At 44.1% G+C, this 16,361-nt stretch carries 14 protein-coding genes; 6 read left to right on the top strand and 8 right to left on the bottom strand.

Translation table 11 applies throughout. From position 1 onward, the window contains the following. Positions 1 to 36: 36 nt before the first annotated feature. Positions 37 to 300, bottom strand: coding sequence for a 30S ribosomal protein S20 (gene rpsT, locus J5X96_RS03205; RefSeq protein WP_209364345.1), 264 nt, complete (start codon positions 298 to 300; stop codon positions 37 to 39). Between the two features lie 269 nt (positions 301 to 569). On the opposite strand from rpsT, the gene murJ reads away from it, so the two are divergent. After that, a complete protein-coding gene (gene murJ / locus J5X96_RS03200; protein WP_209364344.1) occupies positions 570 to 2,150 on the top strand; it encodes a murein biosynthesis integral membrane protein MurJ in 1,581 nt (526 codons plus the stop codon). Between the two features lie 127 nt (positions 2,151 to 2,277). On the opposite strand, the gene lysC is transcribed toward murJ, so the two are convergent. The 3 genes from lysC to J5X96_RS03185 form a co-directional block, all read right to left on the bottom strand. Then, positions 2,278 to 3,630 carry a lysine-sensitive aspartokinase 3 gene (gene lysC / locus J5X96_RS03195; RefSeq protein ID WP_209364343.1) on the bottom strand — a complete coding sequence of 451 codons (1,353 nt, stop codon included), beginning with the start codon at positions 3,628 to 3,630 and terminating at the stop codon, positions 2,278 to 2,280. Positions 3,631 to 3,749: 119 nt separating this feature from the next. Beyond that, positions 3,750 to 5,012 (bottom strand): glutamate-5-semialdehyde dehydrogenase, encoded by a 1,263-nt coding sequence (gene proA, locus J5X96_RS03190; RefSeq protein ID WP_209364342.1) that lies wholly within the window; start codon positions 5,010 to 5,012, stop codon positions 3,750 to 3,752. Positions 5,013 to 5,020: 8 nt separating this feature from the next. Continuing rightward, the gene (locus J5X96_RS03185) at positions 5,021 to 5,692 is read right to left on the bottom strand and encodes a trimeric intracellular cation channel family protein (protein WP_209364341.1); all 672 of its coding nucleotides are present in this window, start codon (positions 5,690 to 5,692) and stop codon (positions 5,021 to 5,023) included. Between the two features lie 211 nt (positions 5,693 to 5,903). Between J5X96_RS03185 and J5X96_RS03180 the strand changes: the two genes are divergently transcribed. After that, positions 5,904 to 6,710, top strand: a complete 807-nt coding sequence (locus J5X96_RS03180; protein ID WP_209364340.1) for a hypothetical protein — start codon at positions 5,904 to 5,906, stop codon at positions 6,708 to 6,710. A gap of 102 nt (positions 6,711 to 6,812) precedes the next feature. On the opposite strand, the gene fbp is transcribed toward J5X96_RS03180, so the two are convergent. Continuing rightward, positions 6,813 to 7,817 (bottom strand): class 1 fructose-bisphosphatase, encoded by a 1,005-nt coding sequence (gene fbp, locus J5X96_RS03175; protein WP_209364339.1) that lies wholly within the window; start codon positions 7,815 to 7,817, stop codon positions 6,813 to 6,815. Between the two features lie 154 nt (positions 7,818 to 7,971). Here fbp and mpl point away from each other — a divergent pair, with 154 nt between their 5' ends. Beyond that, the gene (gene mpl, locus J5X96_RS03170; RefSeq protein ID WP_209364338.1) at positions 7,972 to 9,345 is read left to right on the top strand and encodes a UDP-N-acetylmuramate:L-alanyl-gamma-D-glutamyl-meso-diaminopimelate ligase; all 1,374 of its coding nucleotides are present in this window, start codon (positions 7,972 to 7,974) and stop codon (positions 9,343 to 9,345) included. A 26-nt stretch (positions 9,346 to 9,371) separates the two neighbouring features. Continuing rightward, positions 9,372 to 9,953, top strand: a complete 582-nt coding sequence (locus J5X96_RS03165; protein ID WP_209364337.1) for a uracil-DNA glycosylase family protein — start codon at positions 9,372 to 9,374, stop codon at positions 9,951 to 9,953. A 115-nt stretch (positions 9,954 to 10,068) separates the two neighbouring features. Here the strand turns inward: J5X96_RS03165 and J5X96_RS03160 are convergent, their stop codons facing one another. Both J5X96_RS03160 and J5X96_RS03155 read right to left on the bottom strand, forming a co-directional pair. After that, positions 10,069 to 11,331, bottom strand: a complete 1,263-nt coding sequence (locus tag J5X96_RS03160; RefSeq protein WP_209364336.1) for an HlyC/CorC family transporter — start codon at positions 11,329 to 11,331, stop codon at positions 10,069 to 10,071. 75 nt (positions 11,332 to 11,406) lie between these two features. Beyond that, on the bottom strand, positions 11,407 to 12,201 hold the full coding sequence (locus tag J5X96_RS03155; RefSeq protein ID WP_048750000.1) for an inner membrane protein YpjD: 795 nt from the start codon (positions 12,199 to 12,201) through the stop codon (positions 11,407 to 11,409). Positions 12,202 to 12,353: 152 nt separating this feature from the next. Between J5X96_RS03155 and ffh the strand changes: the two genes are divergently transcribed. Next, a complete protein-coding gene (gene ffh, locus J5X96_RS03150) occupies positions 12,354 to 13,733 on the top strand; it encodes a signal recognition particle protein (RefSeq protein WP_111295664.1) in 1,380 nt (459 codons plus the stop codon). 191 nt (positions 13,734 to 13,924) lie between these two features. Then, positions 13,925 to 14,716 (top strand): formate/nitrite transporter family protein, encoded by a 792-nt coding sequence (locus J5X96_RS03145; RefSeq protein WP_209364335.1) that lies wholly within the window; start codon positions 13,925 to 13,927, stop codon positions 14,714 to 14,716. Positions 14,717 to 14,862: 146 nt separating this feature from the next. Here J5X96_RS03145 and putP read toward each other — a convergent pair whose 3' ends face one another. Beyond that, positions 14,863 to 16,353, bottom strand: coding sequence for a sodium/proline symporter PutP (gene putP, locus J5X96_RS03140; protein WP_209364334.1), 1,491 nt, complete (start codon positions 16,351 to 16,353; stop codon positions 14,863 to 14,865). Positions 16,354 to 16,361: the final 8 nt, after the last annotated feature.

Raw genomic sequence — 16,361 nt, 5'->3', positions numbered from 1 at the left:
ATGAGCGGTTTTTCTTTAATCATAAAAAGGCAAAAATTAAGCTAATTTTTTGATTTGTGCAACTAATTTAGATTTGTGGTTTGCTGCTTTGTTAGCGTGAATTAAGCCTTTAGAAGCCATGCGGTCAACAACTTTTTGCATTTCAACGAATGCGGCTTCAGCTGCTGCTTTTTCGCCCGCTGCGACTTGCGCATAAACTTTTTTGATGTAAGTACGCATCATAGAGCGTTGGCTTGCGTTGTGTTGACGGCGTTTTTCAGATTGAACCGCGCGTTTTTTTGCTGACTTGATATTAGCCAAGGTCAAACTCCTAAAAATTTCTGTTAGTTAATAGTGACAAAATAGGGGCGTAAATATGCCGATTTCTTGTACTTTTGTCAACGGGGATTTTGTTTTGATTTCGGTGAGACACAACCGAAAGTAAGCATCGTTATTCTTAACAAGTGCTTCCTAAATGGGCTCACACAAACGATGTGCGCGGGATTTTAACAGTTTTTTCCCTTAGAATATAGCGTAAAAACGAAATTTCTATACAATTAGGCAAATTTTATCATTCAGAGTAATTCGTTTTGAGTAAAAGATTATTAAAATCCGGCATTATCGTGAGTGGGATGACGCTTGTTTCGCGCGTATTAGGCTTGGTTCGCGATGTAGTGATTGCTAATTTAATCGGTGCCGGTGCAGCGGCGGATGTGTTTTTGTTCGCCAATCGTATTCCTAATTTTCTCCGTCGATTATTCGCCGAAGGGGCGTTTTCACAAGCGTTTGTGCCGGTGTTGGCGGAATATCAAAAATCCGGTGATTTATCCAAAACCCGCGAATTTATTGGCAAAGTGTCCGGCACGTTGGGCGGTTTGGTCACGGTCGTTACGTTATTGGCGATGATCGGCTCGCCAGTGGTCGCGGCCATTTTTGGCACGGGTTGGTTTGTGGATTGGCTGAATGACGGGCCAAATGCGGAAAAATTCACGCAAGCCTCGTTATTGCTCAAAATCACCTTTCCTTATTTATGGTTTGTGACCTTTGTTGCGCTGTCCGGCGCAATTCTGAATACCATCGGCAAATTCGGCGTGATGTCGTTCTCGCCGGTGTTGCTCAATATTGCCATGATTGCCACCGCACTTTGGTTGGCACCGCAGTTGGAAAATCCGGATTTAGGCTTGGCTATCGGGATCTTTCTCGGCGGTTTATTACAATTTTTGTTTCAACTGCCTTTCTTATATCAAGCCAAATTATTAGTGAAGCCCAAATGGGCGTGGCATGACGAAGGCGTGAAGAAAATCCGCATGCTGATGATCCCCGCCTTATTCGGTGTTTCCGTGAGCCAAATCAACTTGCTCCTTGATACCTTTATCGCCAGTTTTTTAATGACAGGCTCCATCAGCTGGCTGTATTATTCCGACCGCTTGTTAGAGTTTCCTCTTGGGTTGTTCGGTATCGCCATTTCTACGGTGATTTTGCCGACCCTTGCCCGCCACCATGTGAATCGTGACGATAATGCCAAAAGTGCGGTGGATTTTCGCAACACAGTGGACTGGGGCGTTCGCATGATTTTATTGCTCGGCGTGCCTGCCATGATCGGCATTGCCGTGTTGGCGCAACCGATGTTGCTCGTGCTGTTTATGCGCGGTAGCTTTACCTTTAACGATGTTCAGGCCGCCTCTTATTCCCTGTGGGGCTTTAACGCAGGGCTTCTGAGCTTCATGTTAATCAAGATTTTGGCCAACGGTTATTACGCCCGCCAAGATACCAAAACGCCGGTGAAAATCGGCATCATCGCCATGGTGAGCAACATGGCATTCAATGTCTTAGCCATTCCGTTTAGCTATGTGGGTTTGGCCATTGCCTCTGCTATGTCGGCAACCTTAAATGCCTATCTGCTTTATCGTGGCTTGGCGAAAGCAAACATCTATCATTTCAGCCGTCAAAGTGCGGTGTTTTTTCTGAAAGTTTTGTGCGCTGCCGCCATGATGGGACTGTTAGTTTGGTATAACAGCCCAAGCTTGATCGAATGGAATGCTATGACTTTTCTTACCCGTGTGCATTGGCTCGCCTGGCTGATTGTTTTAGCGGCGATTGTTTATGGAGGCATGTTGCTGGTCTTGGGGCTGCGTAAACAACACCTCTTAGTAAAAGAGCTAAATCAGTGAGAAAACACCGCTAAATCCAATGAAAAGAGGAGAAAATGACATCTCATCTTCTCCCCTTTAACCACATCAAACAGACGTGAGTTTTTTCCAACGGAGACCGCAAAGTGCGGTCATTTTTTCATACGTTTTACTCAAACAAAGAGCGATGTAAGACTCGAACAATATTATCGGCCTTATCGCTGTCAGCTAATAAGCAAATGTTGTTGGTGCTGGCACCATAGCTGATCATGCGGATATTATACGCATCTAAGGTTTCCAAAATCCGTTTGGCAACACCAGAGGCTGTATGTAACTCATTGCCAATTAACGCAATTAAAGATAAACCCACATCCACTTTCACGGTGCAAAATTCACTTAATTCACGGAGTAATTCTTCTGATAACAAGCTTGCACCGGAAGATGCCGATCCGGTTTTATCCAAGGTTAATGCGACACTGACTTCCGATGTGGTAATGGTATCTACGGAAATTTTGTGTTTTGCTAAAATGGTAAAGATATTCGCTAAGAAACCTTGGGCGTGCAACATATTTAAGCTGGAGAGTGTGAGCAGGGTTTGGTCACGACGTAGGGCAATTGCACGGAATATCGGACGAGGTTGCGGATTGCGAGTTACCCAAGTACCGCCGTCTTGTGGCGCTTTGCTGGAACCGACATAGACCGGGATATTGCTACGCACTGCCGGTAGTAAGGTTGCCGGGTGCAACACTTTCGCACCGAAGGTTGCCATTTCGGCAGCTTCGGAAAAACTCATGGTATCAATGCGTTGTGCAGTTTGCACGATGCGAGGATCGGTGGTGTAAATGCCGGCAACATCCGTCCAAATTAACACATCTTGCGCATTGAGCACTTCAGCAAGTAGGGCAGCAGAATAGTCGCTACCGCCACGTCCTAAGGTGGTCGTTTTACCTTGTTCATCACGCCCGATAAAACCTTGGGTAATGACTAACTCACCGCGTTCGATTAACGGTTTCAAGAGGTTATCGCAGTTTTGACGCGTTTGTTCATCGTTTGGTGCGGCTTTGCCGAAATGGCTGTTGGTGGCAACAATAGTACGCACATCCAACCAAGTGGCTTCAATTTGTAATTCACGCAACACTTCCACAAAAATCAAGGAAGACATCATTTCACCATGACTGATTAATTCATCGGTTAATGCCAAGGAGGTGGCTAAATTCGCGGCTTCCGCCAATGAGGTGATATTGGCTAATAAGGCTTCGATTTTTGGACGCACGCGACTGTCGTCTTTTAATTCTGTCAAAATGTTTTCTTGAATTTGACGGACTTCATTCAGCAATTTATTGCGTTCCGGTTCTTCACAACCGTTTGCTAAGGCGACCAATAAGTTGGTGATACCGGCGGAAGCAGACAGGACAACAACGCGAGTATTGGGATCTGCAATCACGATGTTGGCGCAAGATTGCATGGCGGGGTAGTTGGCGACGCTGGTGCCACCGAATTTAGCGACTGAAAGATGAGACATAAAAAAACTCCGATAAATAAGTATAATTTGTGTGTTTACTCTACAAATACTGATTTACTGGAGTTTTGTCAAACAATTAATTTTAATTTTTAAATAATATTTAAAAAATGCCCTCTTTTTTAAGAACGGATCGAATAGTCACCTACGCAAACCCATTTATAGGTGGTTAACGCATCTAATCCCATTGGGCCGCGTGCGTGTAATTTTTGTGTGCTTACCGCCACTTCTGCGCCTAAACCAAATTGTCCTCCGTCAGTAAAACGGGTGCTGGCATTGACATAGACCGCCGCCGAATCCACTTGCGCAATAAATTGCTGTGCCTGCTTTTGCGAAGAGGTCAAAATACTGTCGGAGTGTTGACTGCCATATTGACGAATATGGGCGATGGCTTGTGTTAAATCTTCCACGACAACCACATTTAAATCCAATGACAGCCATTCTTGTTTCAGTTCGGCTTCCACTAATGGCACCACATTGGCACCGGCTTTTTGCAATAAGAAAAGTGCGGTCGGATCTGCGTGTAATTTTACGTTTTTCTCTTTCAACGTTTCTGCCAGTTTAGGTAAAAAGTCATTTGCAATGCTGCGTTGTACCAACAGCGTTTCCAAGGTGTTACAGGTGCTCGGACGCTGTGTTTTTGCATTGAAAATCACCGGCAGGGCTTTTTCCAAATCGGCGGTTTCCTCAATGAACATATGGCAAACGCCGATACCGCCGACAATCACCGGAATGGTGGAATGTTCTTTTGCTAATTGATGCAATGCTGCTCCGCCACGAGGGATGATCATGTCCACATATTGGTCTAATTTCAGTAATTCCATGACCAACGCACGATCGGGATCGGTAATGGCTTGAACCGCCGCTTTGGGCAAACCTGCACGCGCTAAGGCAGTTTGCACCACGTCCACCAAAATTTTATTGGAATGTTGTGTTTCTTTGCCGCCGCGTAGAATGACAGCGTTGCCGGTTTTTAAACAAAGACTTGCTACATCAATCGTCACATTCGGACGCGCTTCGTAGATCGTACCGATAACCCCTAAAGGCACGCGAACACGTTTAATTTTGACACCACTATCCAATACGCCTCCGTCAATAATCCGTCCAACGGGATCAGCAAGGGAAATCACATGACGCACGTCATTAGCGATGCCCTGTAAACGCTCAGGTGTTAACAATAAACGATCAATAATGGCGTCGGACAAACCGTTTTGTTTGGCACTTTCGATGTCTTGCGCATTGGCGGCTAAGATACGAGCTTGTTCTTGTTCTAATTGCTCGGCGATTAATGCTAAGGCTTGATTTTTTTCGCGTTGGGAAAGCTGGGAAAGTACGAAAGCAGCCTCTTTCGCCTGTTTTCCCATTTCAATTAAATTGACGGACATCTTTTCTCCTATTTCGCTTTTTGCGGTAATTTGTCGTCTTTATGATGCGTTGAAATATCTTGTTCCTGATAATCAAAAATCGGCAGGCCCCATTCAAAGTAAATTGCTAGTAAGCGGGTAATAAAGCCGACAATCAAGGTAATGATAATGACGATGTTTTGATCTACCTGTAGATGTTGTAGGCCGATGTAAATAGCCGTCGCCAATAATGCCACGCTGGCGTATAACTCTTTTTGGAACACGAGAGGAATGCGATTACACAATAAATCACGCAACACCCCGCCGAATGCGCCGGTAATAATGGCGGCAATTACAGCTATTGTCGTGCCGTGCCCCATATCTAACGCGATTTGGGCACCAATAATGGAAAACACGATAAGCCCAACGGCATCCAGTACCAAGAAAATGGTGTGAAAATAACGCATGAAATGGCGAATAAAAGGCGCGATAAATACGGTTAACACCGCAGCCGAGGCGACGATAATAAAATATTCGGGATGTTTTACCCACCCAAGCGGATAATGCCCTAAGAGCACATCGCGCACGGAACCGCCACCGATAGCGGTCATGCTGGCAATAATAACGACGCCGAAAATATCCATTTTCTCTCGACCTGCAGCAAGGGCGCCGGTAATGGCTTCTGCGGTGATACCAATGATGTAAAGAATGCTGAGCAGCATAAGGTTCCTTAAAGTGCGGTGAATTTTTGCGTTATTTTAGAGAGAGAAGGGGCAAAATGCCATGTTTTAGATCATAACTTTATTTTGTGTTGTGAGGATTGAAAAAACGTTGCTTTTTTTAACCGCACTTTTGCCCTAACTTTTGACCGTTTTTGGGAATTCTTGCATAATGCACGGCAATTTTTGTCTTTGTTTATCACAAGGAAATCGTATGTCCGAAGAACAACCCAAATTTTTAACCGCACTTTCGTCTTTCTTCCCCATTTTTTTGTTACTCGTTATTGATTTTTTTGCTTTCGGGTTGCAGCTACAGCCTAACGTGATGTCGCATTTGGCGCTTGGTGTATTAACGGCACAGCTGATTTGTCTGATTGCTTTTATTAAAGGCAAAATTTGTAATGGGCAACGTTCCCGTTTAGGGCTGGCAAACCTTTATTTTGGACTGTTTTGGATGGTGTGGCTGTTGTTCAGTTTAGGGACAAGCTATCACAATGTTCTCATGGACTTGGTTTGCCTTTGTGGTTTGGCAATGACTATCATCACATGGAAGCAACCGGTTGAGATTAGACGACGTCATGTTTTATTAAGAACTGCCACCTTCATCGGTATGTTAGGTGTCATTGGCTATGGCTTGATGCTGGTTGGCGAAGTAAACCTGATTCAATTTAACCCCGTGGCACAAATTCTGTTGGGCATCATTTTAGCGAATTTAGCTTTAGTGATTTCTCGCAATCGTCTGAAAGGATTTATTGCGTTGTTGATGCTAGCGGCGATTGCGTTCCTGGCACTGAATGCGCTTTTTGTGTTAGCGAATTTACTCATGCTTTCTCAACAAAGTGCGGTGGTTTTTAGCAACGAATTTGCTTTGTTGCTTTATCTCTTATTGCATTTCGTGATGGCGGCCATGTTGGCAATCCATGTTTTCAAAAAATGGACGTTGTCTTATCACAGTCTGCTTATTCTTTTGTTCATGACGGCCAGTTTGCCGTTGTGGGCAACTTTTGCGTATTTGCCGTAATCGCATTATTTTGGTAAGAAAAAACCTCCTCAGAATTGAGGAGGTTTTTTTATGAACGTTTTTTTAAATGAAATGCGTCATTTTCTGACCGCACTTAATGGATTACTCTTTAAAATCACGCATTAATTGTTCGGCTTTTTTCACCATTTCTCTGGAACCAATGAAAAGTGGAACGCGTTGGTGTAATGCAGTCGGTTGAATATCCAAAATGCGGTTATAACCGTCACTTGCCACACCGCCGGCTTGTTCTGCCAAGAATGCCATTGGGTTGCCTTCATAAAGTAAACGCAATTTGCCGTTCGGGTAGTTTGTGGCACTTGGATAAATATAGATACCGCCTTTAAGCATGTTGCGGTGGAAGTCGGACACCAAAGAACCGATATAACGAGAAGTGTAAGGACGTTGAGTTTCTTTATCTTCTTCTTGGCAATATTTCAGGTATTTTTTCACGCCTACCGGGAATTTGAGGTATTGCCCTTCGTTAATGGAATAAATTTTACCGGTTTTTGGAATTTGAATGTTTTCATGAGAGAGGCAGAACACACCGAGTGATGGATCGTAAGTAAAGCCGTTGACGCCATGTCCTGTGGTATAAACCAACATAGTGGAGGAACCATACACGATATAGCCTGCTGCCACTTGGCGATTACCCGGTTGCATAAAGTCTTCTAAGGTGACCGGCGTGCCTACCGGTGAAATGCGGCGATAAATGGAGAAAATGGTACCGACGGCAACGTTAACATCAATATTGGAGGAACCGTCCAATGGGTCGGTTAAAATGACGTATTTCGCGTTGCGACCACGCTCCGTATCAAAAGCAATGAAATTTTCTTCTTCTTCGGAAGCAAAACCAGCCACTTCTTCGCGGCTCATGAGGGCTTGTTTCATCGTGTTGTGAGCGAACAAGTCTAATTTCATTTGCGCTTCGCCTTGCACATTTTCTACACCGGAGTTGCCGATAATATTGTTAGTTAAGCCGGCTTTGTTAATATCGCGGTGAATCACTTTTGCCACTAAGCGAATTGAGGACAAAATGCCACTTAATTCCCCTTTAGCATTTGGGTATTCCGCTTGTTTTTCTACAATAAATTCGCCTAACGTTTTCATACTTTTTCCTTATTTGATGAATAAATTTACTCAAATCGTAACTTGTCTTATTATAACAGCTCCGTTTTCAGATGATTAAAAAGATTCCTATTTCTGTGATTCACAACACATTTTTCGCCTTTACATCAGAAATTGGAAGGAATAAGGACTCCAAATGACAACCAAACATCTTCATATTTTAGGTATTTGCGGCACGTTTATGGGCGGTATTGCCATGATTGCCAAACAAATGGGCTACCATGTTACCGGTTCTGACACCAACGTTTACCCACCGATGAGCACGTTCCTTGCGGAAAATAACATTGAAATCATACCGCACTTTGACCCAAGCCAACTGCAACCTGCACCGGATATGGTGATTGTGGGCAATGCCATGAAACGCGGTAATCCTTGTATTGAATATATGTTGGCAAATAACCTGCCTTATACCTCAGGGCCACAGTGGTTGCATGATCATTTATTACGTGATCGTTGGGTTCTGGCGGTATCAGGAACCCATGGAAAAACCACCACCACCGGGATGCTGACGTGGATTTTGGAACAAAACGGTTTGCAACCGGGCTTTTTAATCGGTGGTATTGCAGGCAATTTCGGGATTTCCGCCCGTTTAGGTAAGAGCCCGTATTTCGTGATTGAAGCGGATGAATATGACACGGCATTTTTTGATAAACGCTCAAAATTTGTGCATTACAACCCGCGCACGTTGATTATTAATAATATTGGTTTTGATCATGCGGATATTTTTGATGATTTGAAAGCCATTCAACGTCAGTTCCACCACATGATTCGTACCATTCCAAACAATGGACGGATTCTCTCTTTTGCTCATGAAGAAAGCGTTCAACAAACTTTATCAATGGGTTGTTGGTCTGAATGCCAATATGTCGGTCGCGATCAAGAATGGTATGCGGAACGCATTAAACACGATTGCACGGAATTTGCCGTGTTCCATAACGGTGAAAAAGTGGCAGAGGTGCATTGGAATATTGTAGGCGAGCACAATATGCGTAACGGCTTAATGGCGATTGCGGCGGCGCATCATGCGGGCGTAAGTATTGAAAATGCCTGTGCGGCGCTGGGGACATTTATTAACGCAAAACGCCGCTTGGAAGTGAAGGGAAATGTTCAGGGCGTGACAGTTTACGATGATTTCGCCCATCATCCAACAGAAATACAAGCTACATTGACCGCACTTCGCGATAAAGTGGGGCAAAATGAACGTATTTTGGCGGTATTGGAACCGCGTTCTAACACCATGAAAATGGGCGTACATAAAGAGGACATCGCGCCAGCTTTAGAAAAAGCAGATGCGGTATTTTTATTTCAACCGGACACCATTCCGTGGAAAGTGGCGGAAATCGCTGCGCATTTAACTCAGCCAGCGTATGACAGCGATAATTTGGATGACTTTGTTCATCTCATTGCAGCTGAAGCCAAACCAACGGATCATATTTTGGTGATGTCGAACGGCAGCTTTGGCGGTATTCATCAGAAGCTGTTAGACGCATTGGAAAAGAAAACGGCGTAATCGTTAACACAACGTTGGAGGTGTGTATGCAAACGCAGGATCAAATCACCCAAGCCATTATGGCGGATCCGGAAAATCGTTCTTTCACCGACAGAGGTATTGCGCCCTTGTTCGCAGCGCCTGTTACCGCTCGCATTAACATTGTGGGGCAGGCGCCGGGGTTAAAAGCACAAAATAGTCGCTTGTATTGGAACGATCAAAGTGGCGATCGACTTCGTCATTGGCTCGGTGTAGATCGCGATCTGTTCTATCATTCCGGCTTATTTGCCGTGATTCCCATGGATTTTTATTATCCGGGCAAAGGAAAATCCGGTGATTTACCACCACGTAAAGGTTTTGCCGCAAAATGGCATCCTCAAATTTTGGCACAACTCCCTCAACTTGAATTGACCATTCTCATCGGGCAATATGCGCAACGTTATTACCTGCCGGGCAATACGCTGAACGTGACGGACACAGTAAAAAACTACCGTGAATTTCTACCGCACTTTTTGCCCTTAGTGCATCCCTCTCCACGAAATCAACTCTGGCAGGCGAAAAACCCTTGGTTTGCACAGGAAGTCATTCCGACGTTACAAACCTTGGTTAAGCAGATTATTGAAAAATAATCTCGCGTATTCTGCGGCTGATGACATGCCATATTGATTTAAAAAAACAAAAATCCGCACCTTGTCTTCTCTGTTAAGAGACTTTCAGGTACGGATTTGTCTTCATCAAGGCGCGCTATAATTTCACGACTTTTGCCTGTTTAATCATATTTTCACCCACTTCTAAAATAGTAATGCGTAAGCCATTAATTTCACAGACAGTGCCTTCTTCAGGGATTTCTTCTAAGTGTTCCAAAATCAAACCGTTAAATGTGCGGGCATCTTCAGTGTCCAAATTCCAATGAAACATTTTATTTAAATCGCGCAAATTGGCAGAACCTTCAATAATCATTGAACCATCAGATTGTGGCATCACTTCTTCATCAATGGTCGGCGTGTTAGAGGTGGTGAAATCGCCCACGATTTCTTCCAAAATGTCTTCCAAGGTAACCAAACCTTTAATATCGCCATATTCATCCACCACCAAGCCGATACGCTCTTTTTTATTACGGAAATTAGCTAATTGCGTCTTTAAAGCCGTGCCTTCAGGAATGAAATACACTTCATCGGCAGCACGAATCAAGGTTTCTTTGGTAAATTCATTTTTTTCCAGCAACAAACGGAACGCTTCACGCACGCGTAAAATACCCAGTACGTTTTCGTCCATACTGCCTTTATACAACACCACGCGGTTATGTGCCGCATGATTGAGCTGTCGCATGATAGATTTCCAGTCATCATCAATATCAATGCCGCCGATTTCATTGCGCGGCACCATGATGTCATCCACGGTAACGGTTTCCATATCCAAAATAGACAGCAACATTTGCGGATGTTGCTCATCCGGTGTCGCTTCTCCCGCTTCGGAAACGATGCTGCGCAATTCTTCGCGGCTAATGACTTGTTTCTTCAGATCCGGTTTTAAGCCCACTAAACGCATTAAAAATTTGGTGAACACATTCATCACCCAAACTAAAGGAGCAAAAACCTTGAGTAATGGGGTTAATAGATGGCTCGAGGTCAATCCCACTTTTTCCGGGTGCATCGCTGCCACAGTTTTGGGGAAAATTTCAGAGAAAATCAACATCACGAACGTTAATGCACCGGTGGCAATCGCCACACCGGCATCGCCATATAATCGCATCCCAATCACGGTCGCAATTGCGGAGGCACTAATATTCACAAGGTTATTAAAGATAAGAATAAAACTCAGTAGTTTGTCCGGTTTAGCAAGCAACATCTCCGCTTTTTTGGCGCCTTTATTGCCCTGCTCTGCTAAAAAACGCAGGCGATATTTATTTAAAGAAAGCAAACCTGTTTCGGAGCCGGAAAAATAGGCAGAAAGGACCAAACAGGCAATTAAAATGATAAATAACGTACTAAGGGGAATACTGTCCAAAGTGAAATCCTTACATTGACTTAAAAATAAAAAAGGCGGGAAAAACTCACCGCACTTTTTTCTCATTTACTGATATTACACAATCAGACGACTACCGAAATAAGCAATCGTGAGCAAAATCATACCTGAAATTGCATAAATAATCATCTTTTTTCCACGCCAGCGGTAGTGCTTATAGCCCAAAATCGCAATGCCGAATACAATCCAGCCGAACAACGAAAATAAACCTTTATGAATATTATCCGGCGTCATAGCATTAACCAAATGAAAGGTGCCGGAGATGAGGGTGAATGTCATCAATACTTCGCCACTGACCAATAAACGGAAAAAATGACGTTCTACTGTCATAAGCGGCGGCACCATTGGTGAAAAAGTCATCTTTTTGCTTTTCAAACGACGATCAAGCCAGACCAACTGAATCGCATACAGGGTCGCGATACAGCACACGGCATAGGCAAAAATCGACAAGCCGATGTGAAAAAGCATTGATGTATTTTGATTCAACAATTGAATGATGTGGCTTGGTAGAAAAGTGGCATAAATCAAATTAATAATGGAAAAACAATAAACAATCGGTAACACAAACCACATGGTGTTAACGCGCAACATGGCTAACGTGGCAAGTATGGCGATCATGACGCTCATCAATGAAGCCACTTCCATAATGCTAAAATTCTGCCCTTCCGCTAAGTTTCCCAATAGTGGGAAAGTGCTAATAAGGTGAAAAACCACCGCCAAAAGTGCGGTCAAAAAAAACTGTGTTTTTTTAGTTTTAACATCGGCTCCCGCCACTTGCGAGGTTAATAAAATCGGCGCAATGCGTAACACACTGATGAGGTAAAAAAGAATTGATAAAACAGCAAACCACATAATTATTCTTCCTTTGTTTTGTTGGCGTTTTATTCTAACGAGATCAAGCTAAAATCGCCACGACTTTATTTGACGTGAAAATGCGCGGAATTTCAGTATAATGAACGGCATTTTATCGATGATACCTTTCCGATTTAACCACAGGAAATATTATGTTTGAGAATTTATCCGATCGTCTTTCCAAAACCTTACGCAATATCAGCGGTCGAGGTCGTTTAACCGAAGATAACATTAAAGAAACTTTGCGAGAAGTTCGCATGGCATTGTTAGAAGCCGATGTGGCATTGCCGGTCGTGCGCGATTTTATTAACAATGTAAAAGAACGTGCCATTGGAGTAGAAGTCAATAAAAGCCTCACCCCGGGACAAGAATTCGTCAAAATCGTCCAAGCCGAATTAGAAGCGGCGATGGGTGAAGCCAACGAAAGTTTAAATCTGGCTACCCAACCGCCTGCCGTGATTTTAATGGCGGGTCTGCAAGGGGCGGGAAAAACCACCAGCGTGGGTAAACTGGCCAAATTTCTGCGTGAACGTCATAAGAAAAAAGTGCTTGTTGTTTCTGCCGACGTTTACCGTCCTGCAGCGATCAAACAATTAGAAACCCTCGCACAAGGGGTTAATGTTGATTTTTTCCCGTCTGATGTGAAACAAAAGCCGGTAGATATTGCGAAAGCCGCGTTGGCAGACGCGAAATTAAAATTCTACGATGTGCTGATCGTGGATACTGCAGGTCGTTTGCACGTTGATAGTGAAATGATGGATGAAATCAAGCAGGTTCATGCGGCATTAAATCCAATCGAAACGCTCTTCACCGTGGATGCTATGACCGGTCAGGATGCAGCGAATACGGCAAAAGCCTTTAATGAGGCTTTGCCACTTACCGGAGTCATCCTCACCAAAGTGGACGGCGATGCCCGCGGTGGTGCAGCGTTGTCTATTCGCCAAATCACCGGCAAGCCGATTAAATTCCTCGGGGTGGGTGAAAAAACCGATGCCTTAGAACCTTTCCATCCGGATCGGGTGGCGTCACGCATTCTCGGCATGGGTGATGTACTTTCTTTGATTGAAGATTTAGAACGTTCCGTTGACCGTGAAAAAGCGGAAAAAATGGCGCAAAAATTTAAAAAAGGCGACGATTTCACCTTAGAAGATTTCCGCGAACAATTACGCGAAATGAAAAAAATGGGTGGTATGATGTCCATGTTAGAAAAATTACCGGGCGCGAAAAACCTGCCGGATCATGTGAAAAATCAGGTGGATGACAAAATGTTCAACAAACTCGAAGCCATCATTAATTCCATGACCTTAAAAGAACGCGCGAATCCGGACATCATCAAAGGTTCTCGCCGTCGTCGCATTGCTCTTGGTTCCGGCACGCAGGTGCAAGATGTAAACAAGCTGCTCAAACAATTTGACGAAATGCAACGTATGATGAAGAAAATGCGTAAAGGCGGCATGGCAAAAATGATGCGCGGCATGCAAGGCTTAATGGGCGGCGGGCTCGGCGGATTAGGCGGAATGTTTAGACGCTAAACGCCCCCCTCTCCCCACATAAAAAGTGCGGTGGTTTTTAAAAACGTTTTTAAAATTCACCGCACAATGACACGCCCAACGCTTATTCACTTTCGTTATAACTAAAACGCCGTATATATATTTAACAATTCTTTCGTTTTTTCTTTTGCTTTGCTAGATTTTTACCATCTTATTTCATTAGAGGAAAAACTATGCAACACCGTGATCTTTACCCCCATGAAATCTTACAAGATGTCATTGAAAAAAGTTATGCGAAATCAGAAGGACGCTTAAAAACGCTAGCGATTTTAAGCTTTTTAGGCGGTGGCTATGTCAGTTTTGGTTATATGGCCTATTTAAAAGTGGTGAGTGGCATTCCACCAGAATGGAGTGGATTAGCCACCCTGCTAGGCGCGGCAGTCTTCCCAATTTGTTTAATTTGTATTTTAATCGGCGGCGGTGAACTGGCCACCGGCAACATGATGATGGCATTAGGCCGTTTAACCAGAAGAGTGAGCTTTAAGAAACTCTTTCGTAACTGGATTGTCGTCAGCTTAGGAAATTTAGCCGGTGCGCTTTTTATGGCCTATTTCTTAGGACATTATGTCGGGCTTTCAGAAGGTGCAGCTGCCGCAAAAACTATCGCCATTGCCGAAGCCAAAGTGCAAATGGATTTTGGTCGAGCCTTTCTTTCCGCCATCGCCTGTAACTGGATGGTCTGTATGGGCATTTGGTTCTATTTCGGCGCGAAACAAACCTCCGGCCGAATCCTTGCCATGTGGTTCCCGGTGATGATTTTCGTTCTTGTTGGATTACAACACTTTGTCGCTAATATGTTTATTATTCCGGCAGGCATTTTTGCCGGCGCGAATGTCACTTGGCACCAATTTTTCTTTAACATGATTCCGGTCTTTCTAGGCAATGTCACCGACGGTGCAGCATTTGTCGGCGCCTCTTACCTTTATGCCTATCGTCATCTGTTAAAAGAAGATTATTGCATTTAGCCATAAAAAATCTGCACCTCAATGGTTGGATGTTGAGTCCAACGTTTGGGATGCAGATCATTTTTTATTTACATAATTAAATAAGAAATGTATAAAATAGGGCGGAAATTCCGCCCTATTTTACATTTAAAAATGACCGCACTTTTTTAGCGTCGTGCTTCAAATTCAGCTAAAGCGGCATCAAATTGTTCCATCACTTTCGGATGTACCGGTGCGAAAACGGAAGAGGTAATGGTGATGAAAGAACACACCAAGAAGCCAGGGACGATTTCATAGAGGTGAGACAAATCTTCCCAGCCCAAGTATTTCATTAATGGGCTCCAAGCAACCACCGTGATAGCGCCGGATAACATTCCCCATAATGCCGCTTTGGAGCTAATATTGCGGTTGAACAGGGAAAGAATCACCACTGGACCGAATGCGGCACCAAAACCTGCCCATGCATAGGAAACTAAGCCCATTACTTTAGAGTTTGGATCTTGTGCGATAGCGATGGCAACCACAGAGATTAACAATACCATTAAACGACCGACCCAGACCAATTCAAGGCTTGAGGCTCCTTTACGGAAGAAACCTTTATAGAAATCCTCCGTAATTGCGGCAGAGCACATTAATAATTGGGCGGACAGGGTACTCATGACCGCCGCTAAGATTGCGGATAAGACGATACCGACAATCCAAGGGTTAAACATGGCTTTGCTTAACTCAATGAAAACTGCTTCTGCATTGTATAGTTCAATATTTTGGGTGGTGAAATAGGCCAATCCAAAATAGCCCACTGCAACGGCGCCGCCAAGGCAGAGGAACATCCAAGAAATTCCGATTCGACGGGCTTTTTCGAGAGAAGCCACAGAGTCTGCTGCCATGAAACGGGCAAGAATGTGTGGTTGTCCGAAATAACCCAAGCCCCAAGCCAATGCAGAGATAACACCGATACCGGAAACATTGTGCAGCCAGTTGCTGTAAGGAATGCCGGTGACGGCAGATTTAGCTTCCAAAGACATTGTGATTTCATCCCAGCTGATGTTGAGCAATACCATAACCGGCGCAAGAATCAGGGCGAAAATCATTAATGAGGCTTGGATAGTATCACTCCATGAAACCGCTAAATAGCCACCAATAAAGGTGTAAGTAATGGTCGCTAATGCCCCTAACCAAAGTGCGGTGGAGTATTCCAAGCCCAATAAGCTTTGGAATAACTTCGCTCCCGCAACCACGCCGGAAGCGCAGTAAATGGTAAAGAAGAAGAGAATAATGCCTGAAGAAATAATTTTTAATGCTTTTTTCTGACGAGGAAAACGCTGTGCAAAAAACTCAGGCAGGGTCAGCGCATTGCTATATTTCTCAGTGAAAATCCGCAAACGACCTGCCACAACGCGATAGTTCAAATAGGCACCAACGGTTAAGCCGACAGCAATCCATGCTTCGGAAAGACCTGATAAGAAAATTGCGCCGGGTAACCCCATTAATAGCCAGCCGGACATGTCGGAAGCACCGGCAGACATGGCGGTCACGAAACTTCCCATTTTTCGTCCACCCAAAATGTAATCATCAAAATTTTTGGTGGAACGATAGGCGTATAACCCAATGCCTAAAATAATTGCCAAATAGAGGCCAAAAGTGATGTAGATTTGCATAAAACACT

It is taken from the genome of Aggregatibacter sp. 2125159857, from assembly GCF_017798005.1.
Taxonomy (GTDB): domain Bacteria; phylum Pseudomonadota; class Gammaproteobacteria; order Enterobacterales; family Pasteurellaceae; genus Aggregatibacter.
This window is presented reverse-complemented; position numbering and strand designations above follow the sequence as displayed.

Coding starts and splice junctions, on each gene's coding strand:
- lysC (WP_209364343.1), bottom strand. CDS start 3,630: ATGTCTCATCTTTCAGTCGCTAAATTCGGTGGCACCAGCGTCGCCAAC.
- proA (WP_209364342.1), bottom strand. CDS start 5,012: ATGTCCGTCAATTTAATTGAAATGGGAAAACAGGCGAAAGAGGCTGCT.
- J5X96_RS03185 (WP_209364341.1), bottom strand. CDS start 5,692: ATGCTGCTCAGCATTCTTTACATCATTGGTATCACCGCAGAAGCCATT.
- J5X96_RS03180 (WP_209364340.1), top strand. CDS start 5,904: ATGTCCGAAGAACAACCCAAATTTTTAACCGCACTTTCGTCTTTCTTC.
- fbp (WP_209364339.1), bottom strand. CDS start 7,817: ATGAAAACGTTAGGCGAATTTATTGTAGAAAAACAAGCGGAATACCCA.
- mpl (WP_209364338.1), top strand. CDS start 7,972: ATGACAACCAAACATCTTCATATTTTAGGTATTTGCGGCACGTTTATG.
- J5X96_RS03165 (WP_209364337.1), top strand. CDS start 9,372: ATGCAAACGCAGGATCAAATCACCCAAGCCATTATGGCGGATCCGGAA.
- J5X96_RS03155 (WP_048750000.1), bottom strand. CDS start 12,201: ATGTGGTTTGCTGTTTTATCAATTCTTTTTTACCTCATCAGTGTGTTA.
- ffh (WP_111295664.1), top strand. CDS start 12,354: ATGTTTGAGAATTTATCCGATCGTCTTTCCAAAACCTTACGCAATATC.
- J5X96_RS03145 (WP_209364335.1), top strand. CDS start 13,925: ATGCAACACCGTGATCTTTACCCCCATGAAATCTTACAAGATGTCATT.
- putP (WP_209364334.1), bottom strand. CDS start 16,353: ATGCAAATCTACATCACTTTTGGCCTCTATTTGGCAATTATTTTAGGC.